The sequence below is a fragment of the Terriglobales bacterium genome (genome assembly GCA_035937135.1).
Taxonomy (GTDB): Bacteria; Acidobacteriota; Terriglobia; order Terriglobales; family Acidobacteriaceae; genus DASYVL01.
In genome coordinates, this window is record DASYVL010000165.1 from 1 (window position 1) to 18977 (window position 18977).

General features: G+C 64.3%; 23 protein-coding genes and 1 tRNA gene. 11 read left to right on the forward strand and 13 right to left on the reverse strand.

The genetic code is table 11. The annotated features are described in order from the left end of the window. The 3 genes from VGQ94_09480 to VGQ94_09490 form a co-directional block, all read left to right on the forward strand. Window positions 1–303 (forward strand): hypothetical protein (locus VGQ94_09480; protein ID HEV2022749.1); only part of this gene is annotated, 303 nt, incomplete at its 5' end. Window positions 304–699: 396 nt separating this feature from the next. After that, the gene (locus VGQ94_09485; protein ID HEV2022750.1) at window positions 700–1122 is read left to right on the forward strand and encodes a hypothetical protein; all 423 of its coding nucleotides are present in this window, start codon (window positions 700–702) and stop codon (window positions 1120–1122) included. 52 nt (window positions 1123–1174) lie between these two features. Then, window positions 1175–1251, forward strand: a tRNA-Arg gene (locus VGQ94_09490). A gap of 41 nt (window positions 1252–1292) precedes the next feature. Here VGQ94_09490 and VGQ94_09495 read toward each other — a convergent pair. Both VGQ94_09495 and VGQ94_09500 read right to left on the reverse strand, forming a co-directional pair. Then, window positions 1293–1679: a hypothetical protein gene (locus tag VGQ94_09495; protein HEV2022751.1), complete on the reverse strand. Its 387-nt coding sequence runs from the start codon at window positions 1677–1679 to the stop codon at window positions 1293–1295. Between the two features lie 98 nt (window positions 1680–1777). Next, the gene (locus tag VGQ94_09500; GenBank protein ID HEV2022752.1) at window positions 1778–1978 is read right to left on the reverse strand and encodes a hypothetical protein; all 201 of its coding nucleotides are present in this window, start codon (window positions 1976–1978) and stop codon (window positions 1778–1780) included. Window positions 1979–2267: 289 nt separating this feature from the next. Here VGQ94_09500 and VGQ94_09505 point away from each other — a divergent pair, with 289 nt between their 5' ends. The 4 genes from VGQ94_09505 (at window position 2268) to VGQ94_09520 (ending at window position 6411) form a co-directional block, all read left to right on the forward strand. Further along, window positions 2268–3245: a glycosyltransferase family 2 protein gene (locus VGQ94_09505; protein ID HEV2022753.1), complete on the forward strand. Its 978-nt coding sequence runs from the start codon at window positions 2268–2270 to the stop codon at window positions 3243–3245. Between the two features lie 44 nt (window positions 3246–3289). Further along, the gene (locus tag VGQ94_09510; protein ID HEV2022754.1) at window positions 3290–4480 is read left to right on the forward strand and encodes a pyridoxal phosphate-dependent aminotransferase; all 1191 of its coding nucleotides are present in this window, start codon (window positions 3290–3292) and stop codon (window positions 4478–4480) included. 21 nt (window positions 4481–4501) lie between these two features. Then, on the forward strand, window positions 4502–5629 hold the full coding sequence (locus tag VGQ94_09515; protein ID HEV2022755.1) for a D-glycerate dehydrogenase: 1128 nt from the start codon (window positions 4502–4504) through the stop codon (window positions 5627–5629). A 146-nt stretch (window positions 5630–5775) separates the two neighbouring features. Then, entirely contained in the window at window positions 5776–6411 is a 636-nt protein-coding gene (locus tag VGQ94_09520; protein HEV2022756.1) for a superoxide dismutase, read from the forward strand. An 85-nt stretch (window positions 6412–6496) separates the two neighbouring features. On the opposite strand, the gene purQ is transcribed toward VGQ94_09520, so the two are convergent. From purQ to VGQ94_09540, 4 genes are all read right to left on the reverse strand, one after another. Then, complete coding sequence (gene purQ / locus VGQ94_09525; protein ID HEV2022757.1) at window positions 6497–7198, reverse strand: phosphoribosylformylglycinamidine synthase subunit PurQ; 702 nt, start codon at window positions 7196–7198, stop codon at window positions 6497–6499. Between the two features lie 69 nt (window positions 7199–7267). Then, entirely contained in the window at window positions 7268–7807 is a 540-nt protein-coding gene (locus VGQ94_09530; protein HEV2022758.1) for a Spy/CpxP family protein refolding chaperone, read from the reverse strand. Next, the gene (locus tag VGQ94_09535; GenBank protein HEV2022759.1) at window positions 7804–8283 is read right to left on the reverse strand and encodes a hypothetical protein; all 480 of its coding nucleotides are present in this window, start codon (window positions 8281–8283) and stop codon (window positions 7804–7806) included. The genes VGQ94_09530 and VGQ94_09535 overlap by 4 nt, the downstream gene beginning before the upstream one ends. Window positions 8284–8293: 10 nt before the next feature. Next, complete coding sequence (locus VGQ94_09540; protein HEV2022760.1) at window positions 8294–8875, reverse strand: sigma-70 family RNA polymerase sigma factor; 582 nt, start codon at window positions 8873–8875, stop codon at window positions 8294–8296. 193 nt (window positions 8876–9068) lie between these two features. Here VGQ94_09540 and VGQ94_09545 point away from each other — a divergent pair, with 193 nt between their 5' ends. The 4 genes from VGQ94_09545 to VGQ94_09560 all read left to right on the forward strand — a co-directional run bounded on the left by VGQ94_09545 (window position 9069) and on the right by VGQ94_09560 (window position 13050). Then, window positions 9069–9815, forward strand: a complete 747-nt coding sequence (locus VGQ94_09545) for a YebC/PmpR family DNA-binding transcriptional regulator (GenBank protein HEV2022761.1) — start codon at window positions 9069–9071, stop codon at window positions 9813–9815. Window positions 9816–9956: 141 nt separating this feature from the next. Then, on the forward strand, window positions 9957–10550 hold the full coding sequence (locus VGQ94_09550) for an acyloxyacyl hydrolase (protein ID HEV2022762.1): 594 nt from the start codon (window positions 9957–9959) through the stop codon (window positions 10548–10550). A 68-nt stretch (window positions 10551–10618) separates the two neighbouring features. Beyond that, on the forward strand, window positions 10619–12103 hold the full coding sequence (gene ftcD, locus VGQ94_09555) for a glutamate formimidoyltransferase (protein HEV2022763.1): 1485 nt from the start codon (window positions 10619–10621) through the stop codon (window positions 12101–12103). 44 nt (window positions 12104–12147) lie between these two features. Further along, on the forward strand, window positions 12148–13050 hold the full coding sequence (locus VGQ94_09560) for a hypothetical protein (GenBank protein HEV2022764.1): 903 nt from the start codon (window positions 12148–12150) through the stop codon (window positions 13048–13050). Window positions 13051–13069: 19 nt separating this feature from the next. On the opposite strand, the gene VGQ94_09565 is transcribed toward VGQ94_09560, so the two are convergent. From VGQ94_09565 to VGQ94_09595, 7 genes are all read right to left on the reverse strand, one after another. Further along, window positions 13070–13513, reverse strand: a complete 444-nt coding sequence (locus VGQ94_09565; protein ID HEV2022765.1) for an ArsI/CadI family heavy metal resistance metalloenzyme — start codon at window positions 13511–13513, stop codon at window positions 13070–13072. A gap of 51 nt (window positions 13514–13564) precedes the next feature. After that, entirely contained in the window at window positions 13565–13864 is a 300-nt protein-coding gene (locus VGQ94_09570; GenBank protein ID HEV2022766.1) for a metalloregulator ArsR/SmtB family transcription factor, read from the reverse strand. A gap of 86 nt (window positions 13865–13950) precedes the next feature. Next, window positions 13951–14577, reverse strand: a complete 627-nt coding sequence (locus VGQ94_09575; GenBank protein ID HEV2022767.1) for an SPOR domain-containing protein — start codon at window positions 14575–14577, stop codon at window positions 13951–13953. A 48-nt stretch (window positions 14578–14625) separates the two neighbouring features. Then, window positions 14626–15393 (reverse strand): slipin family protein, encoded by a 768-nt coding sequence (locus tag VGQ94_09580; GenBank protein HEV2022768.1) that lies wholly within the window; start codon window positions 15391–15393, stop codon window positions 14626–14628. A gap of 74 nt (window positions 15394–15467) precedes the next feature. Then, complete coding sequence (locus VGQ94_09585) at window positions 15468–16784, reverse strand: nodulation protein NfeD (GenBank protein ID HEV2022769.1); 1317 nt, start codon at window positions 16782–16784, stop codon at window positions 15468–15470. Further along, the gene (locus VGQ94_09590; protein HEV2022770.1) at window positions 16781–18364 is read right to left on the reverse strand and encodes a tetratricopeptide repeat protein; all 1584 of its coding nucleotides are present in this window, start codon (window positions 18362–18364) and stop codon (window positions 16781–16783) included. The genes VGQ94_09585 and VGQ94_09590 overlap by 4 nt, the downstream gene beginning before the upstream one ends. A 64-nt stretch (window positions 18365–18428) precedes the next feature. Next, window positions 18429–18950: an NADH-quinone oxidoreductase subunit I gene (locus VGQ94_09595; protein HEV2022771.1), complete on the reverse strand. Its 522-nt coding sequence runs from the start codon at window positions 18948–18950 to the stop codon at window positions 18429–18431. Between the last annotated feature and the right edge of the window lie 27 nt (window positions 18951–18977).

Genomic DNA, 18977 nt, shown 5'->3' on the forward strand with positions numbered 1-18977 from the left:
AACCAGTTTGCTGCAGCGGCCGCGTACTACTATCGCTTCGAAGCGCCAGAGCTGGAGCGAAAGCAGTCGATAGGCGCGCAAGACTTACTTGACGCTTGCCGACTTGCCGGTTGGCGACGCATGGGCGACCCGGCAAAGACCCTCAGTAACGCACAGGGCGTAGGACTGCTCAACAAGACTGAACGCGGGCAATACACCATTAGTTCGGTAGGCGAAAACCTTGTAGCCATGACTCTATCTGGCGAAACAGCCAAGGCCCCATCGAAGCGGCACCGAAAGTCAAAGAAGAAAGCCAAGAAATAAACATGAGCCTCGCGGTTGCAGACGAAGCTCTGGAAGCAGTGCTTCTCGATTGCGCTCGGTTGAAGGCGACCCTGTCCAAGAGCGATTCCCTCAGGATTCGCTCGGAAGATGAACGGTCGCTTTTGACGACATTTGCCTTGACTTGGTTCCGGGGTTACCGAGAGCGCATTCTGGTCGTCGCTGGACCAGATGAGATAGACCCTGCTGATGCACGATACAAACGGCTTCTGAAGGCAAGCGCTGGCGCTGCCACAAGGAAAGCCGTTCTGGACGAGATTAGTGCGCTCAGAAAGTTACACGTTGCGTTGCGGTCTAGCGTGATGACTAAGCCGACCGCTCCTCCCGTCGCGACATCCGACGTAGCGCGATTTCACGCCGCTAATTGGCGACCCCGCGATGCACAGAATCCTCGTGAATCGCTGGCAGGAATGTACGCGCTGCATTGGGGCGAATGCTGACCTCGCGGCGATCGTAATGATGGGGGGCCTGCTGGAAGCACTATTGCTAGCCCGGATTCAGCGCGAGCCCGACCAAGCGGCCGTGTTCAAGGCGGTTGCTGCACCCAAGGACACCAAGACGAAGAAGACACTCCCATTACAGGCCTGGACTCTTAGGCACTTCATTGATGTCGCGCACGAACTCAAATGGATTTCCCAAACGGTAAAGCAGGTGGGTGTGGTACTCCGCGATTATCGAAACTACATCCACCCGTACAAAGAGCTTTCGCACAAGATCGTCGTGCAACCGGGCGACTCAGGCGTGCTCTGGGAGGTCAGCAAGAGTATCTCCCGCAAACTGCTAAGTGGGGCGAAGCCGTAACGAGCGGCCTGCGTCACGAACGTTCAAGCTACATGCGATAATTGCGAATGCTGGCCCCGTAGCTCAGATGGATAGAGCAGCAGTTTCCTAAACTGCTTGTCGGCGGTTCGACTCCGCCCGGGGCCTCCAGTCATCCTAAGGGGACTACAGGTGAGCGGCGTGCCCCGAGGTCATCGGTTCTCCCGCAGCATCTTCTGATACATTTCGGGAGTTCGCTGTTCCTTCGGCAGCTTGTTGAACTGACCAATGATGAGCACGCGCCTCAGGCGCTCCGTTTCCTCCGGCGTGCTTGGACAGAGCACCACGACCTCGCCGAGGCGTTTTGTCTCTGAGGCGCTGGCAAGAAGCAGGCACAGGTCGCCACTCGTGGTGTCGAACCGCCAGACATTTGGCGCAAGTTTCACAACCTCATACCGCCCAACAGCCGGGCCAGACTGCGACGAAACGGGGGTTGGAGCTGGCACGGTGACGATGGCCGGCGGTTTTTCTTTGAGGATGGCGAATGTTAGCAGAGCGAGCCACAAGACGAGGAATCCGGTGAATAGGTTCTGCTTCATGTACCCTCCTCTCAAATCTTGTACCGCGCTGGTTGCTGATACTCCACAACACCCTCTCTCTCCGCCGAAGCCTCCGGATCCCCCACAGTGAAGAAGCTTCAATGGGCCGCTGGGGTCTTGCTCGAGGCTACGCGCTCGATCTTCTCGATGACGATGGCCTTGGAGCCGGCGCGCTGGAAGACCTTGCCGCTGACCGTCACCTTCTCTCCCGCAAACGGCAGCAACTTCTGGTTCTGGCCGGCTGCGGGGATGCCGCCGGAGATGGGCCAGTAGATGGTCCCGTCGGCGGTCAAGATCACCAGGGGCGAGCCGCCTTTGGCGCAGGAGCGGGCGCAGGCGGCGCTGATGGGCTTGTCGAGCTGCTTAGTGTAGGCGCAGGAGGAGTCGAGGACGTAGCCCTCGACCTTGTCTTTCCCCTTGTCCCCCTTGCCGTCCTGCTGCGCCGCCGCGACCGCGGCGAACAGAACAGTCAGCGGCCAAAATCACAACTTGAGTGCGTTTCATGAGTGCCTCCCGGGTTGCCGTACTCGGTTCCATGCGGAAGCTTACTACGGGCAGGGAAGGGCGGCGATTGTATAATCCACTTCGATGCTGAAATACTCCATCGTTGTCCCCTTCCACAACGAGGAAGAGAGCGTGACGCTGCTCTACGACCGCCTGAAGACGGTGATGGAGCACACCGGCGAGAGCTTTGAGCTGGTGTTCGTGGACGACGGCTCGAACGACCTCACCTTCCACCAACTGGAAGAGATCGCCAAGGTGGACAGCCGGGTGACGGTCATCAAGCTGCGGCGGAACTTCGGGCAGACGCCGGCGCTGGTGGCAGGCTTCGACCACGCGAAAGGCGAGTACATCATCGCCATGGATGGCGACTTGCAGGACGATCCCGCTGACGTCCCTCTGTTCCTGGAGAAGATAGCCGAGGGCCACGACATCGTGAGCGGATGGCGGCGGCGGGCGGGCAACCTGTTGTTGCGGCGCGTCCCCTCGCGCATCGCCAACTGGCTGATGGCGCGGCTGAGCGGCGTGGACTTGCACGACTTCGGAGCCACCTTCAAGGCCTACCGGCGCGAGCTGATCCGCGAAGTCCCGCTTTACGGCGAGCTGCACCGCTTTATCCCGGCGCTGGCCGCGGGCGTGGGCGCTTCCATCTGCGAGGTCGAGATCCGCAACAGTGACCGCGAGGGCGGCCGCTCGCACTACGGCATCGCGCGCGTGGTGCCCGTGTTCTTCGACCTCATCACCATCCGCTTCCTGCTGGGCTACCTGGCGAGGCCGCTGCACTTCTTCGGCAGCTTCGGCATGACCGCCCTGCTGGGAGGCCTGGGGATCGCAATCTGGCTGATGTGGCTGAAGCTCCGCTACCACACTCACGTCATGACCGAGCACGGGCCGCTGATGTTCTTCGCGGCGGTGCTCATCCTGGCGGGCGTGCAGCTGGTGGCGCTGGGCCTGCTGGGGGAGATGCAGGTGCGCCACTTCCACGAGCCCGCGCATCGCGCTCCCTATGTGGTGGAGCGCATCCTGCGCGCCGACAAGAGCCAGGAATCCACGCTGGCGGAGTAGGGCAACAGGCGCATGGGCGCGCTATAATTCCCAATTTCACCCGGATGCCCCAGACCACCCAACCCGCGCTGCGACTGGCCAAGCGCATGGCCCGCCTGGGGACGGAGACCGCCTTCGAGGTCCTGGTAAAAGCACGGGCGCTGGAGGCCAAGGGGCGGGACATTGTCCACCTGGAGATCGGCGAGCCCGACTTCGACACCCCGGCCAACATCATCGAGGCGGGCAGTGACGCCCTACATAAAGGATGGACCCACTACGGCCCTTCGGCCGGCCTGCCGCATTTGCGCCAGGCCATCGCGGACGAGGTTGCGCGCACCCGCGGGGTCAAAGTCGCGCCCGAAGAGGTGGTGGTCGTCCCGGGCGGCAAGCCCATTATTTTCTTCCTGATACTGGCGCTAATTGAGGAAGGGGACGAGGTCATCTACCCGAACCCCGGCTTCCCCATCTACGAGTCCATGGTCAACTTCCTAGGGGCGAAGGCGGTGCCCATCCGGCTGCGCGAGGAGATGGATTTCCGCCTGGACGTGAACGAACTGAAGAAGCTGATCACGGACCGCACCAAGCTCATCATCCTGAACTCGCCGCACAACCCCACCGGCGGCATCCTGACGGAGCGCGACGTGCGGGAGATCGCTCAGGCCATCGGCGACCGTGACATCATGGTGCTCTCGGACGAGATCTACAGCCGGCTGATCTTCGAGGGCGCGCATTTCTCCATCCTTTCGCTCGAGGGCTGGCACGACCGCACGGTGCTGCTCGACGGCTTCTCCAAGACCTACGCCATGACCGGGTGGCGCATGGGCTACGGGGTGATGCGCGCCGACCTGGCCACGCACGTGGCGCGGCTGATGACCAACTCCAACTCCTGCACCGCCAGCTTCACCCAGGTGGCGGGCATCGAGGCGCTGCGCGGCGACCAGAGTTCGGTGGAGAAAATGTGCGCGGAGTTCAAGCGCCGCCGCGACCTGATGGTCGCCGGGCTGAACAAGATCAAAGGATTCTCCTGCCGCCTGCCCAAGGGCGCTTTCTACACCTTCCCCAACATCACCGGCACAGGATGGAAGTCGAAAAAGCTGGCCGACGCGCTGCTGGACGACGCGGGAGTGGCCGGACTTTCCGGCACCGCCTTCGGCGACTACGGCGAAGGCTACCTGCGCTTCAGCGTGGCCAACTCCATCGAGAACCTGGAGAAGGCGCTCAGCCGCATCGACGAGTGGACGAAGAAGAACCTCTGACGAACGCAACACGCTAAGGACATGGCCAACAAGAAATCATTTCGCGTGTTTGCCAGCTGCCACATCGGCGAGGCTGCCGAGAGCCTGCTGCGCGAGCGCGGCTACGAGCTGGAGATCTATCCCGGTCCGGAGGCGCCCGCGAAGAAGCTGATCATCGAAAAGACCGCGGCCGGCATCGACGGGCTGATCACCACGCTGCGCGATCCCATCGACGCCGAGGTCTTCGAGGCAGGGAAGGGGCGGCTGAAGGTGGTGGCGCAGATCGCCGTGGGCTTTGACAACATCAACCGCGCCGACGCCAACCGCTACAAGATCCCCTTCACCCACACCGCCGACGTGCTCACCGAGGCCACGGCGGAGTTTGCCTTCCTCATGCTGGGCGTGCTGGCGCGCAAGATGGTCCCCAGCGAGCGCCTGGTGCGGGAGAACCAGTGGGGCTCGTGGCATCCCTTCCTCCCGTTCTTGGGGGATGAGATCACGGGTAAGACCATCGCCATCATTGGCACCGGGCGCATCGGTCTGGCGGTCATTAAGAAGTGCACCGGCTTCGACATGAACATCCTGTGCTATGACCCGGCGTACCAGAACCTCCAGTTCATCCAGGGGATCCAGGAGTTGATGGACCTGCGCCATGCCCGGGGCCTGCAGAAGCAGAAGACCTGGATCAAGTACGTTAGCTTTGACGAGGCCCTGGCGGGCGCCGACTACGTGAGCGTGCACGTGCCGCTGCTGCGCGAGGGCGAGAGCGATACGCCTACCTATCATCTGTTCAACGAAAAGACGCTGCGCAAGATGAAGCCCACGGCCTACCTGGTGAACACCTCGCGCGGCCCGGTAGTAGAGGAGGCCGCCGTGGCCCGCGCGCTGCGCGAGAACTGGATCGCGGGCGCGGCACTGGACGTCTTCGAGAAAGAACCGCTGCCGCCGGATTCACCTCTGCGGGACCCGGACATCGCCGACCGCTGCCGGCTCTTCCATCACTTCGCCTCCGGCGCCACCATCACCCGTCTTTCCACCGACCCCAACCTGGGAATGGCCGGCCGCTGTGCCCAGGGGCTGATCGATGTGCTGGAGGGGAACTACGACGGAGACGTCACCAAGATGCCGTACGTGGTGAACAAGGAAGCGTTTGTGGGAGCAGGAAAGTAAAAAGGAAAAAGTAAAAGGTAAAAAGTTAGGACCGATGGAAATAATGCAATGCGAAAGCGGTGGCTCCCGTCCCGCAACTGCCAACCTGCCCGTTACACGATATAATTACTTGACTGAACATTGACTGAACCAGGAGAAGGAGATTCATGGCGCATATACTGCCCGACCTGCCGTATGCCTTTTCGGCGCTGGAACCGCACATCGACGCACTGACGATGGAGACCCACCACGACAAGCACCACGCGGCCTACGTCAAGAACCTGAATGCCGCGTTGGAGAAGCACCCCGGCCTGCAGAACAAGACGGCCGAGGAGCTGCTGCACCACATCAACACCGTGCCGGAGGACATCCGCACGGCGGTGCGGAACAACGGCGGCGGCCATGCCAACCACTCGATGTTCTGGACCATCATGGCGCCCAAGGCGGGCGGCCCGGCGAAGGGGAAAGTAGCCGACGCGATCCGGGACGCGTTCGGCGCCTTCGACCAGTTCCAGGAGAAATTCAACGACGCCGGGACGAAACGCTTCGGCAGCGGCTGGGTATGGCTGGTGGGCAACAAGAGCGGGAAGATCGAGATCCAGTCCACCGCGAACCAGGACAGCCCGTTGATGGAGGGACTGTTCCCCATCCTGGGCAACGACGTGTGGGAGCACGCCTACTACCTCAAGTATCAGAACCGGCGTCCCGACTACCTCAAGGCATGGTGGAACGTCGTGAACTGGGAGACGGTGAACAAGCGTTTCGAGGAGTTCCAGCGGCATTCGAAGGCGACCGCGGCGTAAGACTCAGAGGCGCGGGAGCCGCACAAGTCCCGATTCAGAGGCAAGGCCCACGGCACAGGGGTAGGTCTTTTCGACCTATCCCTTTTTACTTTTGGCTTCCCGCCAGTGCGCCCAGCAACGACTGGAAGACCTTCAGCCCGTCGGCGGAGCCGAGTTGGATCTCACTCGACCGGTCGGGGTGGGGCATCATGCCGCAGACATTGCGCCCTTCGTTGCAGATTCCAGCGATGTTGTCGAGCGAGCCGTTGGGATTGGCCTCGGTGGTGGTCCTTCCCTGGGGATCGCAGTAGCGGAAGAGCACGCGGTTGTCGCGCAGCAGAAGCTCGAGGGTCTCCGCCTCGCAGAAGTAGTTACCCTCCATGTGTCCGATGGGGATCTGCAGGACTTCTCCCTTGCGGCAGGCGTTGGTGAAGGGAGTGTCGGTGGTTTCCACGCGCACGTGCACCGCCCGGCAGATGTATTTGAGTCCGGCGTTGCGCATGAGGGCGCCGGGGAGCAACCCGGCTTCACAGAGGATCTGGAAGCCGTTGCAGATGCCCAGCACCAGTCCGCCCGACCGGGCGAAGCGGGTGACGGAGTCCATTACCGGGGAAAAACGGGCGATGGCGCCGGTGCGCAGGTAATCGCCGAAGGCGAAGCCGCCGGGGAGGATGACGGCGTCGCAGTTCTCGAGGTCCGCCGATTCGTGCCAGAGGTAGGTGACCTGCTGGCCGGCTACGGCGCCCAGGGAGTAGTACGCGTCGTGGTCGCAGTTGGAGCCGGGAAAGACGATGACGCCGAACTTCATCGCTGCCTGCCTTCTGTGACTCTCGCCACAAATCAGTTTAGCATCGCGCGCAAGTCCGGCGTCTTGGTGTCATTCACTGGCGTCGGGGGTAGGCGCCTGCGGCGGATGCGGCGAGCGCGGGCCCTCCGGTCCGCCGCGTCCGTGGAAGCGCATCCGATCGCGCTCCTGCTGGATGACCTGCAGCTTCTTCCACTGCTCCACGTTCAGCACCCTGCGGATGGCAAGCATCATCATGGTGTTGGCCTTTTCCAGCTTGCCACGCGCAGCGATCACCAGGTCGATCTGGGCGCTGACTTTGACTTCGTCGGGCTGGTCGGCCTCGATCAGCGGCTGCAGGCGGGCTTCCTGGCGCTCGACCTCGGCGTGCAGGTCGATCAGCTTGAGCCGGTAGTCGAGGAAGGTATCCTCGATCTGCTTGATCTGGGCATCGCTCAGCTGCAACTGGGCCACGATGTCGGAGTTCTTCCACCACTTTCCCAACTCGGGCGGGGGCATGGGGGCGCGCAGCGCGACGCCCGGCTGCTGAGGCGGTGGGGTCGGGCCCTGCCCGAACGTCAACATGGGGCAGAGCAACAGGATTGCAAGGAAAGCGAAAAGCGATTTTCTCATCGTGATTCTCCTTTGGATTGACGGGCGGGGCCGGTTGGTTTCACATTGCGGCTGATCTCCTGGGTGAGCAGGGCCGCCGGCGCGAGTGCCTGCGGGACCTGGCGGTTGACCGCCCGCTCCACCGAGACCAGCAGCGCCTGGTCGGGATCGGTCGCGGGCATGGCGGGCGGGGCGGGGCGCGGTTCCTGCAGAAGCATCGTCGCCAGGATGGCTGCGGCAACCGCCGCCGCCCAAGTGAGCGCGCTCGCGTCGCGCCCGGAGATACGGGACGCGGCGGAGCTGCGCTGCCGGGTCCAGAAGTCCTCGGGCCGATCCCCCTGAGTGCGGGCGAAGTCGTGGAGCGCCCCAGTCGCCCGGCGCAGACGCTCGAGCTCTCCGGAGCATGCGGAGCAGGCGGCCAGGTGCTCGAGCGCTGAGGCGTTCCTGGTCTCGAGCAGCGATTCGAAGATTTGTTTCTCGCTCAGATGAGCTTGCATGGTTTCCTCGTTATCTCCCGACCCGGGTTTTCACCGTGCTCAGCGCACGGAACAGATGCGACTTCACGCTGCCCACCCGCAGGTCGAGCGCCTCGGCGATCTCGTCGAGCGACATCTCTTCCACAAACCTCAGCAGAAAGACCGCCTTCTGCTGCTGCGGCAGCGCCTCTACCACGTTCCAGACAGCGTCCAGCTCCTGCCGGGCCAGCAAGGCCTGCTCCGGGCCGGCGCGCAGGCTGGGAAGCTGCTCGGCCTGGGTGCGGGTGTCGTCGTTGTCCGCCGGAGCGGAGAAGAGCCGGCGCCAAAAGGCCAGGCGGCGGTTGCGTGCGTGGTCGCGGGCCAGGTTCACGGCGATGCGCACCAGCCAGGTGCCGACGGCGGCCTCGCCGCGGAAGCTCGAGCGCTTGCGCCAGGCGCGCAGGAAGCACTCCTGGGTGAGCGTGTCGGCAGCCTCCGGGTCGCGCAGCATCCCCAGCAGCAGGCGATAGACGCGCCGCTGGTGCAGGCGCATGAGCTGGTCGAACTCCGCCTCCGCCAGTCCTTCGGCGACCCGGGATGTAGCCACGAACGACGTCGCTGTGGTCTCCGCCATGCTCCTGTCCGCTTGTCTTGAATAGACGGATTTGCGGCGGCTGGGTTTACCGGCCCTCGACATTTCCGCCACAAAAGCCCATGGTACCGCGTAGAAGAGCGCAAGAGGGGCGTGCTATACTCTCGGTTCGTTCCTCTCCAGAACGAGTCTACTGTCAGCGGTTCCGTTAGCGAATCCTGCGTTCGAGGTCAAGATGTCCGGCCATTCCAAGTGGGCCACCATCAAGCACAAAAAAGGGGCGGCGGATGCCCGCCGGGGCAAGGTGTTCACCCGGCTGATCCGGGAGATCGCCATGGCCGCCAAGTCCGGCGGCGATCCGGACACGAACGCGCGCCTGCGCACCGCGGTGACCGCGGCCAAGGCCGAGAACATGCCGGCGGACAACATCAAGCGCGCTATCCAGCGGGGCACGGGAGAGCTTCCCGGCGCTACTTATGAGGAGTCTATTTTCGAGGGCTACGGCCCGGGCGGAGTGGCGCTGCTGGTGGAGGTCTCGACCGACAACCGCAACCGCACGGTGAGCGAGATCCGGCACGCCTTCGCCAAGAACGGCGGAAACCTGGGCGAGGCCGGCTCGGTGGCCTGGATGTTCCACAAGAAGGGCGACATCGTGGTGCCCAAGCCGGCGGCCAAGGAAGACGACCTGATGAACATCGTGCTCGAGGCCGGGGGCGAGGACCTGCGTGACGACGGCGAGAACTGGGAGATTTTGACCGATCCCCAGCACTATGAGTCGGTGCTGGAGGCGGTGAAGAAGGCCGGGATCCAGCCGACGCTGTCGGAGATCTCCATGGTGCCGCAGAACTACATAAAGCTGGAAGGGGCGGCGGCGGCGCAGATGATCCGGCTGGTGGAGGCGCTGGAAGAGCACGACGACGTGCAGCACGTTTATTCCAACTTCGATATTGATCAGAAGCAGCTCGAGGCAGTGGCGAGCTAGCGGTGCGCCAGGCTTTCCGCACGCGGCCAGGGGCCGCGTTTTTCTTTCCGGTATTGCGCTCCGCTATCTAAGTTGATACCCCTCCACGTTTTTCTCCCGGCACCAGGGGAAGGGTTGCTACAGTCGAGCCAGGAGTTCCTGATGAGGTTTGCCGCCAGTCTGTTGCTGTTGCTGTGCGCCGCCGGTGCCGCAGCCCAGACCAGCGCAAGCCAGAACCTGCCCGCCGCCTCCCTCAAGAAAGGCACCTGGGACATCGGAGTGTGGACGGGTGGAGGCACGGCGCTGACCGGCAGCACCTCCAACACCCGCGTATGGAACGCCGGGGTGCGCTTCGGACGGGTCCTGACCCAGGAGCACGGCAGCGGCTGGTTGCGCGGCAACCTGGAGTGGGCGGGCGACGTCATCCCCGCCTACGTGGTCTTCCAGAACAAGGCCGTCTATGGCGCCGGCTTCAACCCGGCGCTGTTCAAGTGGAACTTCACCCACGGCAGAAAAATCGCGCCTTTCGTAGAAATGGGCGCCGGCCTGCTGTTCACCTCATCCAACGTGCCGGCGGGGACCTCGACCGTCAACTTCACGCCCCAGGCCGGTTTCGGCATGCACATCTTCACCCGGGAGAAACGGGCGGTCGCCTTGACCGGGAAGTACATCCACATCTCGAACGCCGGCCTGACCACTCCCAATCCGGGCATCAACACCATCCAGTTCACCGTGGGGTACAACTGGTTCCGGTAGCCGCGGCGAACGGGGAACCCGGCTTGCCATTTGCGGCCTCCCGCCTCTGACCGATATTCTTCTGGTCTATGTCCACGCTGGTGGAGTGCGTCCCGAACTTTTCCGAGGGGCGCGACAAGTCGAAGGTGGATGCCATCGTCGCCGCCATGCAGGTGGAGGGCGTCTACCTGCTCGACCGCGAATCAGACGCCGACCACAACCGCTCGGTCATCACGCTAGTGGGCACGCGCGAGGCCATTGCCGAGGCCGCCATCCGCGGCGTGGGCAAGGCCGCCGAACTCATCGACCTAACCCAACACCAGGGAGCGCATCCCCGCATGGGTGCCACCGACGTGGTTCCCTTCATTCCCATCGAGGGCGTGACCATCGAGGATTGCGTGGCCATCGCGCGCAAGGTGGGCGAGGAGATCTGGAAGCGGTATCAGATTCCCGTGTATCTCTACGAAGCCGCTGCCGCCATCCCGGAGCGGCAGAATCTGGAGAACATCCGCCGCGGACAGTTCGAGGGCCTGCGGGACGAGATTGCCACCAATCCCGCGCGCCGGCCGGATCTCGGCGAGGCGCGCGTGCATCCCACGGCGGGTGCCACGGTGGTGGGAGCGCGCAAGTTCCTCATCGCCTATAACATTTTCCTGAACACCGGCGACGTTCAGGTAGCGAAAAAGGTCGCGAAGACGGTGCGCGCCTCCTCCGGCGGCCTGCCCTACGTGAAGGGATCGGGCTTCCTGGTGCGCAACCTGGCGCAGGTTTCGATGAACCTCACGGACTTCGAGCAAACGCCCATCGCGCGCGTCTTCGAGGCGGTGAAGCGCGAGGCGGCCCGCTACGGCGCCACTCCCCTCAGCAGCGAGATCGTGGGACTGATCCCCAAGAAGGCGCTGGAAGACGTAGCCGGGTGGTTCCTGCAGGTGGAGAACTTCGACTCCTCGCTGATCCTGGAGAACCGCCTGGCGGCGGTGATGGGAGGGAAGATGGCGAGAGGCGGGATCCGGGCGGGCGTGGAGCCCTTCGTGGAGCAACTGGCAGCGCCTACCGCTACCCCCGGCGGAGGATGCGCGGCGGCCGCAGCCGGAGCCATGGCCGCGGCGCTGGGGCACATGGTGGCGTCGATGTCGCGGGGGAAGAAGGCCTACCAGCAGTACGAACGCGAGTTGAGCGAAGCCATCGCGCAGCTGGCGAAGCTGCGCGAGGAGCTCAAGGCCGCGATTGACGACGACGCGGCCGCTTACGACGCGGTCGCCAAGGCCTACAAGCAGGCGAAGACGGCGGCGGGCGGCGACGGCCTGGTGGCGGATGCGCTGAAGGGCGCGACGCGCGTGCCGCTGGGCGTGGCCGAGCGGGCCAGGGAAGTGGGCCGGATCGTGGAATCGCTGGCTCCCGTCACCAATCCCAACATGGCCTCCGACCTGACGGTGGCCCGGGCGCTGGCGCGGGCCGCGGTGGAGGGCGCGCTGGCCAACGTGGAGATCAACCTGGATTCGCTGAAGGACGAGAGCTTTGCCGCCGACATCCGCAAGAAGACAACTGCCCTCCGCTCCTGGGCATCTCTATAATGGACTCCGTGAGACCCAGACTCCTTTCTCTCCTCTTTTGCCTCTTGTGTGCTTCGATCCCCGCCGCCGCCGCGGCCCTGGGCACGAACACGCGCTCGGCCATTCCCTCCGAAGTGCAGCAGATCATCGTAGTGGACTACCGGGCGTTCAACGATTCGGCGAGCGCGCGGGCGCTCAAGGAGCGGATGATTTCGCCCCGGCTGCGGCAGTTCGAGGCGGCGCTGCGTCAGGCGGGCATCGTTCCGGAGAGGGAAGTGGAGCAGCTGACCTTCGCCTCCTTCCGCAGCAAGGGGCAGGGCCTGCAGACGGTGGGCATCGCCCAAGGGTCGTTCACGCGCGAGGCCATGGTGCGCCGGCTGCGGATGAAGGGGATCCGCCCGCGGAAGGACCGCCTGGGAGTGCTGTATCCCATGGAGGGCGGGATGGTCATGACCTTTCTAGACGATTCCTCGCTGCTGTTCGGCGAGCCCGCGGCGGTGAAGCTGGCACTCGAGGCGCGCCAGGGCGAGATCCAAAGCCTGAACGCCAACGCCCAGATCTCCGACCTGATGTCCGGGGTGGAGGAGGGCGCCATCTGGAGCGTGCTGGATGCGGAAGGCACGCGCAACATGGTGCGCTCCGCCCTGGGACAGAGTTCGCAGCTGGCCGATTCTGAGAGCTTGAGGAAGCGCCTCGTAGGCTCGCGCTATACCGTGGACTTCTCCCGCGGTTGCGACTTCAACCTCGACGTCCTCACCTCGGATTCCTTCACCGCCGCCACCCTCTCTTCGCTCTTCCAGGCGGGCATGATGGTGAAAAAGCTGAATGCCACCGGGGCAGAAAAGATGGCGCTCGAGAACCTTACGGTCGAGTCCGACAGCAACAAGCTGAAGCTCCACTTCAACTCGGACGAGCAACGCTTCCAGGCGCTGCTGAAGTCCGACCTGTTTGCGGCGGTCTCGAAGTAGCCTCGCGCCCCGCGGGCGCTTATTTGGTGACGCAATCGCACATGGATTTCAGGAGGTCGCCGACCGCGCCCTGCGGCCGGTCCATCGCCGTCTCCGTGTCCCCCTTGAAGACGTAGACCTCCCAGCGGTAGCCGGTGGGGTCGGTGAGCCAAATCTTGTCCTGGACGGCGTAGCAGCAGGTGGTGTTCATCTCATCCAGAGTCTGGATGCCGGCGGCGTTCAGACGCTGCTTGACGGCCAGGACTTCCTCGGTCGCGTCCACACGCAGCCCCATGTGGCTGAGGCCCTGCAGGCAGCAGTGCGTGGCTTGCTGCATGGTCAGGTTGATGGCGGGCTGGTCGAGGTCGAACTTGGCGTAGCCCGGTTTGAGCTTGGTGGGCGGGGCGGCAAAGAGCGCGGAATAGAAGCGCACCGACTCCTCGACGTTCTTTACATCCAGCGAAATGTGCAGCTTGGGGTTCATCTTCGTCCCTCCTGTAGATTTACAAGCGTCAATCTATTACGACAAACAAACTCAGACCTCCGTGTCCAGGGCCTCTACCATCGCCTTGAGCGCCTTTTCGTTGCGGCGATACCACATCCAGGTGCCATACTTCTCGGCGGTCACCAGGCCGGCCTGGGTGAGGATGGCCATGTGGTGGGAGACCGTAGGTTGTGAGCGCTTGACCCGTGCCTCGATGTCGCAAGCGCACAGGCCCACCGTCTTGCCGATGGAGCAGCAGCCCTTCTCCTTGAGCAAACGGAGGATGGCGCGGCGGGTGGGATCGGCCAGCGCGTGCAGGAAACGGTCGAGAGTGTGGGCATCGCGTTTCATTATCGCCCTCTATCGATATCATATAGATTGAGTGATGTCAATACAAGATGCAGAATAAGCTTGCCCTGGAACCCGGCAGCGTCCCGCTACTTCTTGACGATGGGTTTGTATCCGTCGGCCACGAGGCGCGCCTTCATGGCCTCGGCTTCCTTGGGGTCGGCGAAGGGGCCGACCTGGACGTGGAAGAGCTTGTCGGGCGCGTTGCTGGCCACAAAAACCGGGTACTGCTTTTTGCGCAGAGCCTTGACCAGCGCGTCGGCATCCCCTTGGCGGCTGACTGCGGCAATCTGCACGGTGTAGCCGTTGGCTGGAGTCATGCCGGCTGGAGTCATGCCGACTGCGGCGGCGAGCTTGGCCTCCTCGGTGGTAGCGGGAGCAGCTGCTTGCGGCTTGGCCTGGGGCGGGGCGGCGGTCTTTGCGGCCAGACCGGGTTGCGCGTCTTTCTGTCCGACCGAATCGTAGAAGGTCAGTTGGCCGCTGGAAGCCGGCTGAGACGTGGAACCGGAGTCGCCGGGGTTCAACGGGGAGGGCTTGGGTACGCCTCCGCTAGCAGTCTGGTTGGTTTCCCCCGCCTGGGTGGCGGCGGGGACGGAATTCTTGCCCAGGGAGTAGCCCAGGCCGAAGAAGACCGCGCACAGCATCACCATCCCCAGGAACATGAACAGCAGGCGACCGGTGCCAGCCGTAGTCTCTAGCTCCTGATCCTCGTCCATGGGCCCACCCTACTACAGGGCGGCGGCCTTGGGGAGTAACCAACCGGCTTACGGCTTGGCTCCCGCCCTCTCCAGCGCCTTGGTGAGCCCGCTGATGATGTCCAGTGGCAGGGGGAAAACGATGGTGGTGTTCTTCTCCACCCCGATCTCGGTGAGGGTCTGCAGGTAGCGAAGCTGCAGGGTGACAGGCTCGCTGGCGATGATGTGGGCGGCGTCGGCCAGGCGCTGGGCGGCGGCGTACTCGCCCTCGGCGTGGATGATCTTGGAGCGCTTCTCGCGCTCGGCCTCGGCCTGCTTGGCCATGGCGCGCAACATGGACTCGGGCAGGTCCACCTGCTTGACCTCGACGTTGACCACCTTCACGCCCCAGGGAGCGGTGTGGGTGTCCAGGATGCTCTGGATGCGGGCGTTCAGCTTTTCGCGGTGGGCCAGCAACTCGTCCAGTTCCACCTCGCCCAGCACCGAGCGCAGCGTAGTCTGCGCGAACTGAGAGGTCTGGTACTGGTAGTTGGTGACCTCGACCACGGCGTGGCGAGGATCGATGACGCGCAGGAAGATGACCGCGTTCACCTTCAGGGTGACGTTATCGCGAGTGATGACGTCCTGCGGCGGCACCTCGAAGGCTTCCTGGCGCAGGGAGATCCGCACGATGGTATCAATGGGCCAGAAGACCAGGATCACGCCCGGTCCCTTGGCCTGCGCCAGCAGGCGCCCCAGGCGGAAGATGACGCCGCGCTCGTACTCGCGCAGGATCTTGATGGAGCTCATGATGTAAATCCCGATGATGACGATCGCTACTACGCCAATGCCGCCCATATACGGACCTCCGCCGATGAAATAACTTGACCGAAAACGCCGAGCGGATTGTAACTCAAACCGGGGTGCGCGGCTCAGGAAGCGACTGGGTGCGCCGGCTGCGGAGGGGACACCGGGTCCACCTTGAGCAGCAGGCCGTCCAGGGAGCGCACCTGCACGTGATCGCCGGCCGCGACATTGGCCGACGAGACGGCGTCCCAGAGCTCGCCGTGGACGAAGACCTTTCCCTCCGGCTGGAGCGGGGTGCGGGCGACGCCAATCTCGCCCACCAGGCCTTCCTCGCCGGTGACGGCCTTCTGCTTGTAGGCCCTGAGCGCCAGGGTCATGAGAAAAACGGTAATCCCGCCGAAAGGCAGGCTGACCGCCAGCGCCGTCCAGAGGTGCACCCGCATTTCGGGGATGGGGCCGTCCACCAGCAGCAGGCCCCCCATGACCATGGCCACCACGCCCCCGACGCCCAGCACGCCGTGGCTTTGGAACTTGGCCTCCAGGGCGAAGAGTGCGAAGGCGGCCACGATCAGGGCCAGCGCGGCGTAGCGGGTGGGCAGGATGTTGAGGGCGAAAATCGCCAGCAGGATGCAGATCAGCCCCACCACCCCCGGCAGCACGGCGCCCGGGTGGTTGAACTCCACATACAGCGCGAGCACCCCGATGACCAGGATGATGAAGGTCATGTTGGGATCCATCAGGGCCGCGAGGATGCGCTGCTTGAGCGACATCTCGTAGGTGCGTACGGGCTTGCCCACCAGGTGCAGGGTGACCGTGGAGCCGTTGAAGCGGGTGACGGTCCGGCCCTCCATCTGCTTGAACAGGTCCTGGTCGTCGGAGGCGACGTAGTCGATCAGCTTCTGGGAAAGCGCCTCCTGCTCGGTGAAAGACTTGGATTGGCGCACGGCGCTCTCGGCCACCTCGACGTTGCGTCCGCGCTTGGAGACGAAGGAGCGCATGAAGGCGGCGGCGTCGTTCTCCAGCTTGTCCTTCATGATGGGATCCATGTCCTTGCCGCCGAAGATAACGGGATGAGCGGCGCCGGTGTTGGTGCCGGGGGCCATGGCGGCGACGTCGGCCGACTCCAGGAGGAAGAAGCCTGCGGAGGCGGCGCGGCCGCCGCTGGGCGCCACATAGATGATCACCGGCACCGGCGAGTTCAGTATCTTCTCCACGATGGAGCGTGTGGAATCCAGCAGGCCGCCGGGAGTGCGCAGCTCGATGAGCAGGACGTCGTCGTGGTTGCGCTGCGCCTCGGCGATGGCGCGCCCGATGAATTCGTCGGTGATGGGATGGATGGTGTCGTTGATGACAATCTTGAGAACGTCGGCCGAGGCCAGGCTCGAGCAAACGAAAAGCGCGATGAGGGCCAGGAAGCGGGAGGGGCGACCGAGGACTTTCATTGCGGGGGCAGCGGCTGCGCTTTCTCCGCCAGCTTGGCTGCGACGGCGCGCCGGAGCTCTTGAGCCTCAGCGTTCGCGGGATCGAGCGCCAGCGCTCGGTTCACGCTCTCTTGCGCGGCCTGGGCATTATTGTCTCTCAAATCGAGGCGCGCGAGCACCAGAAACGCCTCCAGCGAAGGATGCAGGCGGAGGGCGGTGCGGGCCTCGGCGCGGGCGGCGGCATATTCGCGGGTGGCCTCCAGATAGCGGGCGAGGCCGGCATGCGCGGCTGCGTTGGTGGGATCGAGCACGATGGCTTCGCGGAACTCATGCTCGGCCTCGAGCAAGAGACCCTGCTCCATGAGCTCGCCGCCGCGTAGGGTGTGGAAGTCGGCGTGCCGGACAGGGTCGCTGCCGGCGAAGCGCAGCTCGTTCTGACTCTGGATCTCAAGCGCCAGCTGGCGGAAGGCGGTCTCGTCATAGTTGGACTTGATGCGCTCGAGCGGCAGGCGCGATTCCCCTGAGGCGCGCGCCGGCGCGGGCGTCGGGGAGCCGGACAGAGTGGCCAGCAGCGTCTTGGCCTCGCTGTCCGAAGGGTGCAGGCGCAGAGCCTCGCGCAGCTCGCGGGTGGCGCCGGCGGAGTCGCCCGCGCGGGAGAGGGCGACGCCCAGGTTGAAGCGGTAGTCTGGGTCGGTGGGATCGGCGTCGGCCGCCTTCTGAAAGTATTCGACGGCATTCTTCCGGCTGCGCCGCGCGCTCACCACGCCCAGGTTGTTATAGACCTCGATCAGCGGCAGGCGGGAGGCCACGAAGCTGAAGGCGCTCTCGGCGTGGTCGAAGTCCCCGGCGTAGAAGAGCGCGAGCCCGAGATAGAAGTTGGCCTCGCGGACCAGGGGGTCGGTCTTGGAGACGCGCGCCAGCCAGGCCGCCGCCTCCTTGTAGTCGCGTCCAGCGTAGTAGGTCTTGCCCAGTTCCAGCAGGGCGGCGGCGTAGGAAGGCGACACGCGCAGAGCGGCGCGGAAGTAGCGGATCTTTTCCTGGCGCACGGTGGCCAGCAGGCCACGGATGTAGTTCTCAAAGGCGTCCAGGCGGACCGAAGGCGCAGCCGCCACGAACTGATTGCGCGATGTCATCATGTCGGGCGTGAGCTGGCGCAGCAGGTCCCAGGCCAGCGCGCTTTCGAGATCGAGCAGCTTGGGGAGCGGGCCGGATTCCGTGACCTCGGGCAGCAGGTGCAGCTTGCTCATCTCCAGCAGGCGGGCGGAGACGGTGAAGGTGCGGCCGTCGAAGCTGTAGCGGCCCATCACGATGTAGTCCACGTCCATCTCCTCGCCCACCCGGTAGAGGGTGGCGCGCGAAGGGCGGAGGTTCTGTGGGATGCCGAGGCGGTCGAAGGCGTAGCTGCGGTCCTGACGGCCCACCAGGTAGAGCTGGGGCGAGGCCATGCGCTGGCCCAGGATCTCAGGAAAGGTTTCTCCCACCCACTCCAGGCCAGGAGAGCTCGAAGCGTTCTCGAAGGGCACGATGAGCATGGTGTGGGAGGCGGCGGGCTGTGCCTGCGCGCCGGCCAGGGACGATCCGGCGAGTACGACGAAGAGCAACGCGGATAGGCGTGGGAATCTCAAGCTAGGAACGATTATATCGGCCCGGCGGAGAGTGCTGCCGCTAGCGCGAGGCCTCGCGCGCCGCGGCCGGGAAGATGGCGTCGCCGACCGGCGTGAGCCCCGCGGACTGACCGGGCATGGGCGCCAGCATCTGCTCCTTGCGATAGACCAGGCCGCTGGCGTCGAAGCTGGCAATTTCGAAGGCGTGGCCGTGGGTGATGGCGTCCACCGGGCAGGCTTCCACGCAATATCCGCAGAAGATGCAGCGGTTGTAGTCGATGTTATAGACCTCGGCGTAGCGCTCGGCGCCGGAGATGCGCCTGGTTTCCGTGTTCTCCGCCGCCTCGATGTAGATGCAGTTTGAGGGACAGGCCGCGGCGCACAGGAAGCAGGCCACGCACTTCTCCATCCCATTCTCGTCGCGCTGCAGCACGTGCACGCCGCGGTAGCGCTGCTGGAACTGAGCGCCCTTCAGCGGCCCCGGACCGTCGGGATAGTTCTCCACCACCGTGGGCGCGAACATCTCCCGCAGGGTGACGGACATGCCCTTGGCGATGAAGTAGAGGTCGTGGAAGAGCGGCATGAAGGGCCAGTATAAATCAGGCTAGGG

Coding starts and splice junctions, on each gene's coding strand:
- VGQ94_09570 (HEV2022766.1), bottom strand. CDS start 13,864: ATGAAACGCGATGCCCACACTCTCGACCGTTTCCTGCACGCGCTGGCC.
- VGQ94_09515 (HEV2022755.1), top strand. CDS start 4,502: ATGGCCAACAAGAAATCATTTCGCGTGTTTGCCAGCTGCCACATCGGC.
- VGQ94_09550 (HEV2022762.1), top strand. CDS start 9,957: ATGAGGTTTGCCGCCAGTCTGTTGCTGTTGCTGTGCGCCGCCGGTGCC.
- VGQ94_09540 (HEV2022760.1), bottom strand. CDS start 8,875: ATGGCGGAGACCACAGCGACGTCGTTCGTGGCTACATCCCGGGTCGCC.
- VGQ94_09565 (HEV2022765.1), bottom strand. CDS start 13,513: ATGAACCCCAAGCTGCACATTTCGCTGGATGTAAAGAACGTCGAGGAG.
- ftcD (HEV2022763.1), top strand. CDS start 10,619: ATGTCCACGCTGGTGGAGTGCGTCCCGAACTTTTCCGAGGGGCGCGAC.
- VGQ94_09495 (HEV2022751.1), bottom strand. CDS start 1,679: ATGAAGCAGAACCTATTCACCGGATTCCTCGTCTTGTGGCTCGCTCTG.
- VGQ94_09575 (HEV2022767.1), bottom strand. CDS start 14,577: ATGGACGAGGATCAGGAGCTAGAGACTACGGCTGGCACCGGTCGCCTG.
- VGQ94_09510 (HEV2022754.1), top strand. CDS start 3,290: ATGCCCCAGACCACCCAACCCGCGCTGCGACTGGCCAAGCGCATGGCC.
- VGQ94_09530 (HEV2022758.1), bottom strand. CDS start 7,807: ATGAGAAAATCGCTTTTCGCTTTCCTTGCAATCCTGTTGCTCTGCCCC.
- VGQ94_09580 (HEV2022768.1), bottom strand. CDS start 15,393: ATGGGCGGCATTGGCGTAGTAGCGATCGTCATCATCGGGATTTACATC.
- VGQ94_09535 (HEV2022759.1), bottom strand. CDS start 8,283: ATGCAAGCTCATCTGAGCGAGAAACAAATCTTCGAATCGCTGCTCGAG.
- VGQ94_09485 (HEV2022750.1), top strand. CDS start 700: ATGCACAGAATCCTCGTGAATCGCTGGCAGGAATGTACGCGCTGCATT.
- VGQ94_09505 (HEV2022753.1), top strand. CDS start 2,268: ATGCTGAAATACTCCATCGTTGTCCCCTTCCACAACGAGGAAGAGAGC.
- VGQ94_09545 (HEV2022761.1), top strand. CDS start 9,069: ATGTCCGGCCATTCCAAGTGGGCCACCATCAAGCACAAAAAAGGGGCG.
- VGQ94_09585 (HEV2022769.1), bottom strand. CDS start 16,784: ATGAAAGTCCTCGGTCGCCCCTCCCGCTTCCTGGCCCTCATCGCGCTT.
- purQ (HEV2022757.1), bottom strand. CDS start 7,198: ATGAAGTTCGGCGTCATCGTCTTTCCCGGCTCCAACTGCGACCACGAC.
- VGQ94_09595 (HEV2022771.1), bottom strand. CDS start 18,950: ATGCCGCTCTTCCACGACCTCTACTTCATCGCCAAGGGCATGTCCGTC.
- VGQ94_09520 (HEV2022756.1), top strand. CDS start 5,776: ATGGCGCATATACTGCCCGACCTGCCGTATGCCTTTTCGGCGCTGGAA.